The sequence below is a fragment of the Duganella caerulea genome (assembly GCF_040362985.1).
Taxonomy (GTDB): Bacteria; Pseudomonadota; Gammaproteobacteria; order Burkholderiales; family Burkholderiaceae_D; genus Rugamonas; species Rugamonas vulcania.
In genome coordinates this window covers 53,258-63,085 of the sequence record NZ_BPWJ01000018.1, presented here as the reverse complement: position 1 = coordinate 63,085, position 9,828 = coordinate 53,258, and the positions used below count along the sequence as shown (strand labels likewise).

Genomic DNA, 9,828 nt, shown 5'->3' with positions numbered 1-9,828 from the left:
GTGCGCTGGGTGCGGCGCGCGGCTGCCACGGCGGGCGCGGCCGGCGGCCTGCGGCGCTGCTGCTCGGGGTGCACCGGCGCCTTCGTGCTGGCGCGCGCCGGCCTGCTGGACGGCCGCAGCGCCGTCACGCACTGGATGGACGCGGCGCCGCTGCAGGCCCAGTATCCGGCGCTGCGGGTGCTGGACGACGCGATCTACGTCAAGGACGGCCCGTTCTACACCTCGGCCGGCATCGCGGCCGGCATGGACCTGGCGCTGAGCCTGGTCGAGGAGGACCAGGGCCGCGGCGCCGCGCTGGACACGGCCAAGCGGCTGGTGGTGTTCTTCAAGCGGCCCGGCGGCCAGCGCCAGTTCAGCTCGGAGCTGCTGGCGCAGGCCGCGCCGCAGGGCCTGCACGGCCGGCTGACCGAATGGCTGCGTCCGCGCCTGCGGCGCCACATCGATGTCGAGCAGATGGCGGCCGCGTTCGCGCTGTCGGTGCGCACGCTGCACCGGCGCCTGCGGCAGGAGGCGGGCGTGTCGCCGGCCCAGCTGCTGCTGCGGCTGCGCATGGAGGCGGCCTGCGGGCTGCTGGAGCGGCCCGGCATGAGCGTCAAGCGCGCGGCCAGCCAGAGCGGCTTCGGCAGCGAGTACAATCTGCGGCGCGCGTTTGCCGCCCAGCTGGGCGTGGTGCCCAGCGACTACCAGGCGCGCTTCGGCTGAACCGGATGAACGGACTGAATAAATGATGCGGGAATTCGAGAAGTGGGTGGCGCGGGTGCTGCTGCTCAACAGCGCGCTGGCGCTGGGCGTGAGCCTGGGCCTGCTCGGCGAGCGCCAGCCGGCCGACGCGCTGCCGGTGCTGTACGGCGCGGCCCTGCTGGGCTTCCTGTCGGCGGTGCTGTCGCTCAAGCGCTGGCAGGCCGGCCTGTGGGGCGGCCTGCTGTACTACGCGCTGCAGCTGGTGGCCGTGTACCCGCTGGACGGCGGCTGGCAGTTCGCGGTCAAGGCCGGCGTCAGCGTCGGCCTGGTGCTGCGCTTCCACGGCGCGGTGGTGGTGCTCAATATGGTGGCGCTGGCGCTGCTGGCGGCCACCGCCGCCGTGCTGGCCTGGCGGCGGCGCGCGCCGCCGGCCTGAGCGGCCTAGGCGCGCGGGATCCCGGCCGGCTGTGCCGCTGGCCGGGGCGCCCGCCGGCGTCGATCAGGGCTTGCGGAAACGCAGGATGAACTGGTCGGTGTGGGCGCGGATGCCGGTCTCGAACACCTGCGCGCCGCGGTCGTCCTTGGGATTGCGCAGCGCCTGCGATTCGCCGTCCAGCACGAAGCCGGCCGCCAATACTTCCTTCTTGACCAGCGCCTCGTCGATGCGGTGCAGCTTGGCCATGCCGGCCTCGTCCAGGCCCGGCTGGGCCGCGTGGTCCAGCACAATATAGTGGCCGCCCGGCTTGAGGGCGTCGAACACCGCCTTGTTCAGCTCGGCCGTGGCGGCCGCGCCGCCCCAGATGCGGATGTCATGGTAGTTCTGCGAGGTCCACACCAGGTCGGCCTTGACCGGCACGTTGAGCGAGGCGGCGGCGACCGTCTCGTGCACGTTGCCGCGGCCCGGCTCGGCCGACACCGGCGGCGGCAGCGGCTTGCCCTTGAGCTTGTCCACCCACACCTGCGGCGCCGCCGCGTACACCGATCCCTGCGGCCCGACCGCCGCGCTGAACAGGCGGGTGAAGTAGCCGCGGCCGGGGAAGTAGTCCACCACCGTCTGGCCCGGCTGGACCTGGGCGAAGGCCAGCATCTCGGCCGGCTTGCGGTCGGCGTCGCGCGCCTTGTCGGCGTCCGGGCGGCCGGCGTCGGCCACGGCGGCGGCGGCCAGCGGCGCCTGGGCGGCGGCCTGGCCGGCGGCCAGGCACAGCGCGCCGGCCAGGCTCAGCAGGATGAGGGGGCGGAATTGGTTCATGGGTCGGTCTCCAGTCGGGTGAGGGAGTGGCGATTATGCACCGGTCACGCGCTTGTCACACGCCCGATGCAAAATATCCTTGTGGATACATTTCTCTAACGCAAATAGCGTCTTGCCATCCCGATCCGATAACTGTCTTAATGATTAAACATGGCGGAACGACAGGTTGCGGGGCCGCGACAGCGCTTAAAAAAATTCTTTTGAGAAATTAAGTAAGATATAATGCTCTATTGAAACTCCGCCGCCAGCGCGGCCGGAGCGCGACGTAAAGTGTTACCGGAAAAAAGTTTACTTAATGAAAGTCAAAATTCCGTCGTTATGTACAGTACTGGCCGGTTTTTCCCGGTAGCACTAAAAAAGATGTAAAAAATAGCAACATATTCCATGACAGGGCTCGAACGCGGGCGTCCGCCTAGCGGTCGGGTTGCTTTCTGAGCTGACAGCGCAGTACCTCCAGGAGAATTTAGAATGAGTTTCGCGACCACTTTTACCACTGCGCAGCTTGCCAGTCTCAGTACTTCCCAGATCATCACGCTGGCGACTGCCGACATCGCGGCGTTCAGTTCTGACCAGCTGGCCGCGTTCACGACTTCGCAGATTCCCGCCTTTACCACCGCCCAGCTGGCCGGCGGCATCACCACCACCCAGGCCGCGTTCCTGACCACGCAACAGATCGGCGCGCTGAGCTCGACCCAAGTCGGCGCCCTGCAGAGCGCCAGCTTCGCCGTGCTGTCGACCAACGACATCGCCGCGCTGTCGACCGCCGCGATCGGCGGCATCAGCGCCGGCCAGATCAAGGCCCTGACCACCAATCAAGTGGTGGCGCTGTCGAGCAACCAGGCCGCGCAACTGACCTCGGCGCAGATCGCCGCGCTGACCACCAACGCCATCGGCGCGCTGGAAACCGGCGACCTGGCCGCCATCAAGACTTCCTCGATCGCCCTGCTGAGCACGGCCCAGGTGGCCGCGCTGAGCACCGGCCAGATCACCTCGCTCGCGACCGGCGCGATCGCCGCGCTGGGCACCGCCGCCATCGCCGCGCTGAGCACCAACCAGGCCGTGGCGCTGACCTCGAACCAGATCGCCAGCCTGAGCACCGCGCAAGTGGCCGCGCTGACCGCCAACAGCGTCGGCGCCATCGAGACCGCCGACCTGGCCGGCCTGTCCACCGGCGACATCGCCGCGCTGCGCACCAGCCAGCTGGCCGGCCTGACCACCGACCAGGTGGGCGCGCTGTCGACCAACCAGTTCTCCGCATTGAGCTCGGCGCAAATCGGCGCCCTGAGCACCAACCAGATCGTCGCCCTGACCACCGGCCAGGCCAGCGTGCTGACCGCCGCCCAGGCCGCCGGCCTGAGCACCAACGGCGTGGCCGCGCTGTCGACCAACGACTTCGCCGCGCTGTCGACCAACGCGATTGCCGCGCTGAGCGCCACCCAGGTCAAGGCGCTGACCACCAACCAGGTTGTCGCGCTGACCACCAATGAAGCCGCCGCGCTGGGTACCGCGCAAGTGGCCGCGCTGTCGACCAACGACATCGCCGCGCTGGAAACGGCCGACCTGTCGGCCATCAAGGTGGCCGCCATCGCCATCCTGAGCACCGCGCAAGTGAGCGCGCTGACCACCGGCCAGGTCGCCTCGCTGGCCACCGCCTCGATCGCCGCGCTGAGCACGGCCGCCATCTCGGTGCTGAGCACCAACCAGGTTGTCGCGTTGAGCTCGAACCAGATCAACAGCCTGGGCACCGCGCAAGTGGCGGCCCTGTCGAGCAACGCCATCGGCGCGATCCAGACCGCCGACCTGGCCGGCCTGTCGACCAACGACATCGCCGCGCTGCGCAGCAACCAATTGGCCGGCCTGACCACCGACCAGGTGGGCGCGCTGTCGACCAACCAGATCGTCGCGCTGACCACCGCCGCCGTATCGGGTCTGACCACCAACCAGATCGTCGCCCTGACCACCGGCCAGGCCAGCGTGCTGAGCACCGCCCAAGTGGCCGCGCTGACCACCAACGCCATCGCCGCGCTGTCGACCAACGACTTCGCCGCGTTGTCGACCAACGCTGTCGCGTCGCTGAGCGTCAACCAGGTCAAGGCCCTGACCACCGCGCAAGTGGTGGCGCTGAGCACCAACGAAGCCGCCGCGCTGAGCACCGCGCAAGTGGCCGCTCTGAGCACCAACGCCATCGCCGCGATGGAAACGGCCGACCTGTCGGCAGTCAAGACCGCCGCCATCGCCGCGCTGACCACCGCGCAAGTGGCTGCCCTGACCACCGGCCAGGTGACCTCGCTGGCCACCGCCTCGATCGCCGCGCTGAGCACCGGCGGCATCGCTTCCCTGGGCACCAACCAGGTTGTCGCGCTGACCTCGAACCAGATCGCCAGCATGAGCACCGCGCAAGTGGCCGCGCTGACCGCCAACAGCATCGGCGCGATTGAAACCGCCGACCTGTCCGGCCTGTCGACCAACGACATCGCCGCGCTGCGCACCAGCCAGCTGGCCGGCCTGACCACCGACCAGGTGGGCGCGCTGTCGACCAACCAGTTCTCCGCCATGAGCTCGGCGCAAATCGGCGCCCTGAGCACCAACCAGATCGTCGCCCTGACCACCGGCCAGGCCAGCGTGCTGACCGCCGCCCAGGCCGCCGGCCTGAGCACCAACGGCGTGGCCGCGCTGTCGACCAACGACTTCGCCGCGCTGTCGACCAACGCCATCGCGGCGCTGAGCGCCAACCAGGTCAAGGCCCTGAGCACCAACCAGATCGTGGCCCTGACCACCAACGAAGCCGCCGCGCTGGGTACCGCGCAAGTGGCCGCGTTGTCGACCAACGACATCGCCGCGCTGGAAACGGCCGACCTGTCGGCCATCAAGGTCGCTTCCATCGCCATCCTGAGCACCGCGCAAGTGAGCGCGCTGACCACCGGCCAGGTCGCCTCGCTGGCCACCGCCTCGATCGCCGCGCTGAGCACGGCCGCCATCGGCGCGCTGAGCACCAACCAGATCGTCGCCCTGAGCTCGAACCAGATCAACAGCCTGGGCACCGCGCAAGTGGCCGCCCTGTCGAGCAACGCCATCGGCGCGATCCAGACCGCCGACCTGGCTGGCCTGTCGACCAGCGACATCGCCGCGCTGCGCAGCAACCAGCTGGCCGGCCTGACCACCGACCAGGTGGGCGCGCTGAGCACCAACCAGATCGTCGCGCTAACCACCGCCGCCGTGTCCGGCCTGACCACCAACCAGATCGTCGCCCTGACCACCGGCCAGGCCAGCGTGCTGAGCACCGCCCAAGTGGCCGCGCTGACCACCAACGCCATCGCCGCGCTGTCGACCAACGACTTCGCCGCGTTGTCGACCAACGCTGTCGCGTCGCTGAGCGTCAACCAGGTCAAGGCCCTGACCACCGCGCAAGTGGTGGCGCTGAGCACCAACGAAGCCGCCGCGCTGAGCACCGCGCAAGTGGCAGCTCTGAGCACCAACGCCATCGCCGCCATGGAAACGGCCGACCTGTCGGCCGTCAAGACCGCCGCCATCGCCGCGCTGACCACCGCGCAAGTGGCTGCCCTGACCACCGGCCAGATCACCTCGCTGGCGACCGCCTCGATTGCCGCGCTGAGCACCGGCGGCATCGCCGCCCTGGGCACCAACCAGGTTGTCGCACTGACCTCGAACCAGATCGCCAGCATGAGCACCGCGCAAGTGGCCGCGCTGAGCGCCAACAGCATTGGCGCCATCGAGACCGCCGACCTGGCCGGCCTGTCGACCAACGACATCGCCGCGCTGCGCACCGGCCAGCTGGCCGGCCTCTCCACCGACCAGGTCGCCGCACTGTCGACCAACCAGTTCGCTGCGCTGGGTTCGGCACAAATCGGTTCGCTGAGCACCAACCAGATCGTTGCCCTGACCACCGGCCAGGCCAGCGCGCTGACCGCCGCCCAGGCAGCCGGCCTCTCCACCAACGGCATCGCCGCGCTGGAGACCAACGACTTCGCCGCCCTGTCGACCAACGCCATCGCGGCGCTGAGCGCCAACCAGATCAAGGCCCTGAGCACCAACCAGATCGTGGCCCTGACCACCAACGAAGCCGCCGCGCTGGGTACCGCGCAAGTGGCCGCGTTGTCGACCAACGACATCGCCGCGCTGGAAACGGCCGACCTGTCGGCCATCAAGGTCGCTTCCATCGCCATCCTGAGCACCGCGCAAGTGAGCGCGCTGACCACCGGCCAGGTTGCCTCGCTGGCCACCGCCTCGATCGCCGCGCTGAGCACGGCCGCCATCTCGGTGTTGAGCACCAACCAGGTTGTCGCGTTGAGCTCGAACCAGATCAACAGCCTGGGTACCGCGCAAGTGGCCGCCCTGTCGAGCAACGCCATCGGCGCGATCCAGACCGCCGACCTGGCCGGCCTGTCGACCAACGACATCGCCGCGCTGCGCAGCAACCAATTGGCCGGCCTGACCACCGACCAGGTGGGCGCGCTGTCGACCAACCAGATCGTCGCGCTGACCACCGCCGCCGTATCGGGTCTGACCACCAACCAGATCGTCGCCCTGACCACCGGCCAGGCCAGCGTGCTGAGCACCGCCCAAGTGGCCGCGCTGACCACCAACGCCATCGCCGCGCTGTCGACCAACGACTTCGCCGCGTTGTCGACCAACGCTGTCGCGTCGCTGAGCGTCAACCAGGTCAAGGCCCTGACCACCGCGCAAGTGGTGGCGCTGAGCACCAACGAAGCCGCCGCGCTGAGCACCGCGCAAGTGGCAGCTCTGAGCACCAACGCCATCGCCGCCATGGAAACGGCCGACCTGTCGGCAGTCAAGACCGCCGCCATCGCCGCGCTGACCACCGCGCAAGTGGCTGCCCTGACCACCGGCCAGATCACCTCGCTGGCCACCGCCTCGATCGCCGCGCTGAGCACCGGCGGCATCGCTTCCCTGGGCACCAACCAGGTCGTCGCGCTGACCTCGAACCAGATCGCCAGCATGAGCACCGCGCAAGTGGCTGCGCTGAGCGCCAACAGCATCGGCGCGATCGAGACCGCCGACCTGGCCGGCCTGTCGACCAACGACATCGCCGCGCTGCGCACCAGCCAGCTGGCCGGCCTGACCACCGACCAGGTGGGCGCGCTGTCGACCAACCAGTTCGCTGCGCTGAGCTCGGCACAAATCGGTTCGCTGAGCACCAACCAGATCGTTGCCCTGACCACCGGCCAGGCCAGCGTGCTGACCGCCGCCCAGGCAGCCGGCCTCTCCACCAACGGCATCGCCGCGCTGTCGACCAACGACTTCGCAGCCCTGTCGACCAACGCGATCGCCGCGCTGAGCGCCAACCAGGTCAAGGCCCTGACCACCAACCAGGTTGTCGCGCTGACCACCAACGAAGCCGCCGCGCTGGGTACCGCGCAAGTGGCCGCGTTGTCGACCAACGACATCGCCGCGCTGGAAACGGCCGACCTGTCGGCCATCAAGGTCGCTTCCATCGCCATCCTGAGCACCGCGCAAGTGAGCGCGCTGACCACCGGCCAGGTTGCCTCGCTGGCCACCGCGTCGATCGCCGCGCTGAGCACGGCCGCCATCTCGGTGCTGAGCACCAACCAGGTCGTCGCGCTGAGCTCCAACCAGATCAACAGCCTGGGCACCGCGCAAGTGGCCGCCCTGTCGAGCAACGCGATCGGCGCGATCCAGACCGCCGACCTGGCCGGCCTGTCGACCGGTGACATCGCCGCGCTGCGCAGCAGCCAGCTGGCCGGCCTGACCACCGACCAGGTGGGCGCGCTGTCGACCAACCAGATCGTCGCGCTGACCACCGCCGCCGTGTCCGGCCTGACCACCAACCAGATCGTCGCCCTGACCACCGGCCAGGCCAGCGTGCTGAGCGCCGCGCAAGTGGCCGGCCTGACCACCAACGGCGTGGCCGCGCTGGAAACCTCGGACTTCGCCGCGCTGTCGACCAACGCGATCGCCGCGCTGAGCGTCAACCAGGTCAAGGCCCTGACCACCAACCAGGTCGTGGCGCTGACCACCAACGAAGCCGCCGCGCTGAGCACCGCGCAAGTGGCCGCGCTGAGCACCAACGACATCGCCGCGCTGGAAACGGCCGACCTGTCGGCCTTCAAGGTGGCGTCCATCGCCGCCCTGAGCACCGCCCAGGTGTCGGCGCTGACCACCGGCCAGGTGACCTCGCTGGCCACCGCCTCGATCGCCGCGCTGAGCACCGGCGGCATCGCCGCCCTGAGCACCAACCAGGTGGTCGCCCTGACCTCGGCCCAGGTGGCCGCGCTGGGCACCGCGCAAGTGGTGTCGCTGAGCTCGACCAGCATCGGCGCGATCGAGACCGCCGACCTGGCCGGCCTGTCCACCGCCGACATGGCCGCGCTGCGCACCACCCAGCTGGCCGGCCTGACCACCGCCCAGGTCAGCGTGCTGACGACCGCGCAGATCGCCGCGCTGTCGACCGCCGCCTTCGCCAGCGGCCTGTCCACCAGCCAGATCGGCGCGCTGACCACCAGCCAGGCCGCCGCGCTGAGCGCGCAGCAGGTGACCGCGCTGTCGACCCGCAACGTCGCCGCGCTGGCGACCTCCAGCGTGGCCGCTTTCTCGACCACCGAGATCGCCGCGCTGACCGCCGTCCAGCTGGGCGTGCTGAGCTCCGACCAGGGTGTGGCGCTGACCTCGAACCAGCTGGTGGCGCTGACCACCGCGCAAGTGGCCGGCCTGTCGACCAACGCCCTGGCCGCGCTCGACACGTCCGACTTCGCCGCGCTGAGCACCACCTCGGTCGCCGCGCTGACCACCCGTCAGATCGTCAGCCTGCGCACCGCGGAATTCGCCGCGATGAGCACCAACCAGGTGCACGCGCTGACCTCGATGCAGATCCACGCGATGACCAGCGACCAGCAGCACGCGCTGAGCACCGACCAGACCCGCGCGCTGTCCTTCCTGACCCCGATCGCGCTGGACCTGAACGGCAACGGCGTGCAGACCACCGCACTGGGCCAGGGCGTGCAGTTCGACCTGCTGGCCAACGGCCATAAAGTCAACACCGGCTGGACCGCCGGCGGCGACGGCCTGCTGGCGCTGGACCGCAACCACGACGGCGTCATCAACGACGGCGGCGAGCTGTTCGGTTCGGGCACCACGCTGGCCAACGGCCAGAAGGCCGCCAACGGCTACCAGGCCATGGCCGAACTGGACACCAACGGCGACGGCGTGATCGACGCCAAGGATGCCGCCTTCGCCGACCTGCGCGTCTGGGTCGACGGCAACGCCGACGGCGTCAGCCAGGCCGACGAGCTCAAGTCGCTGCAAGCGCTGGGCATCACCAAGCTGAACCTGGACGTCAAAGCGGACGGCACCGTCAACAACGGCAACATCCTGGGTCTGAGCTCGACCTTCGAGACCGCCGACGGCGCCACCCACGCCGCGGCCGACGTGTGGTTCGCCACCACGCCGACCAGCAGCGTCAGCGGCAACGTCAGCGGCCTGGCCCAGGCGCTGGCCAGCTTCGCCGGCAACGCCGCGGCGGCGCCGGCCACCGCCAAGCTGGACCTGCCAGGCGCGGTCGGCAGCAACGTCGCGCAGATGGCCGACGCCATCAAGCAGTTCAGCGACAAGCCGCTGGGCGCCGAGACCCAGGCCGCCACCGACAGCGAGCTGCGCCTCAAAGCGCTGCAAGCCCAGGGCGGACACGGCTTCCTGGCCTCGCCGGCCAAGTAAGACCACAACGTAGTACGGCAGGAACGGCAGGGCTTAGGCCCTGCCGTTTTGCCCTCTGGACCCGGTTTTTCGTAGCGAAATGCAAGTGTTGTGAAGCGCACACCCGTTGCGCGTAGCAAACAAAAAATTTTAATGCCGTGAGTAAATTTGTCGCTTTGTACGTTCAGGACGGCTGCCGCCGCAGGGCC

At 69.4% G+C, this 9,828-nt stretch carries 4 protein-coding genes; 3 read left to right on the top strand and 1 reads right to left on the bottom strand.

Features of this window, described 5'->3' with window-relative positions:
- A partial coding sequence (locus tag ACUJB0_RS30540; RefSeq protein ID WP_444848555.1) for a GlxA family transcriptional regulator occupies positions 1-702 on the top strand: 702 nt, incomplete at its 5' end.
- A gap of 22 nt (positions 703-724) precedes the next feature.
- Positions 725-1,117, top strand: coding sequence for a hypothetical protein (locus ACUJB0_RS30535; protein WP_444848554.1), 393 nt, complete (start codon positions 725-727; stop codon positions 1,115-1,117).
- 63 nt (positions 1,118-1,180) lie between these two features.
- On the opposite strand, the gene ACUJB0_RS30530 is transcribed toward ACUJB0_RS30535, so the two are convergent.
- Positions 1,181-1,930, bottom strand: coding sequence for a class I SAM-dependent methyltransferase (locus tag ACUJB0_RS30530; protein ID WP_444848553.1), 750 nt, complete (start codon positions 1,928-1,930; stop codon positions 1,181-1,183).
- A gap of 468 nt (positions 1,931-2,398) precedes the next feature.
- Here ACUJB0_RS30530 and ACUJB0_RS30525 point away from each other — a divergent pair, with 468 nt between their 5' ends.
- Positions 2,399-9,640: an SPM autocatalytic domain-containing protein gene (locus ACUJB0_RS30525; RefSeq protein ID WP_444848552.1), complete on the top strand. Its 7,242-nt coding sequence runs from the start codon at positions 2,399-2,401 to the stop codon at positions 9,638-9,640.
- The last annotated feature ends 188 nt before the right edge of the window (positions 9,641-9,828 follow it).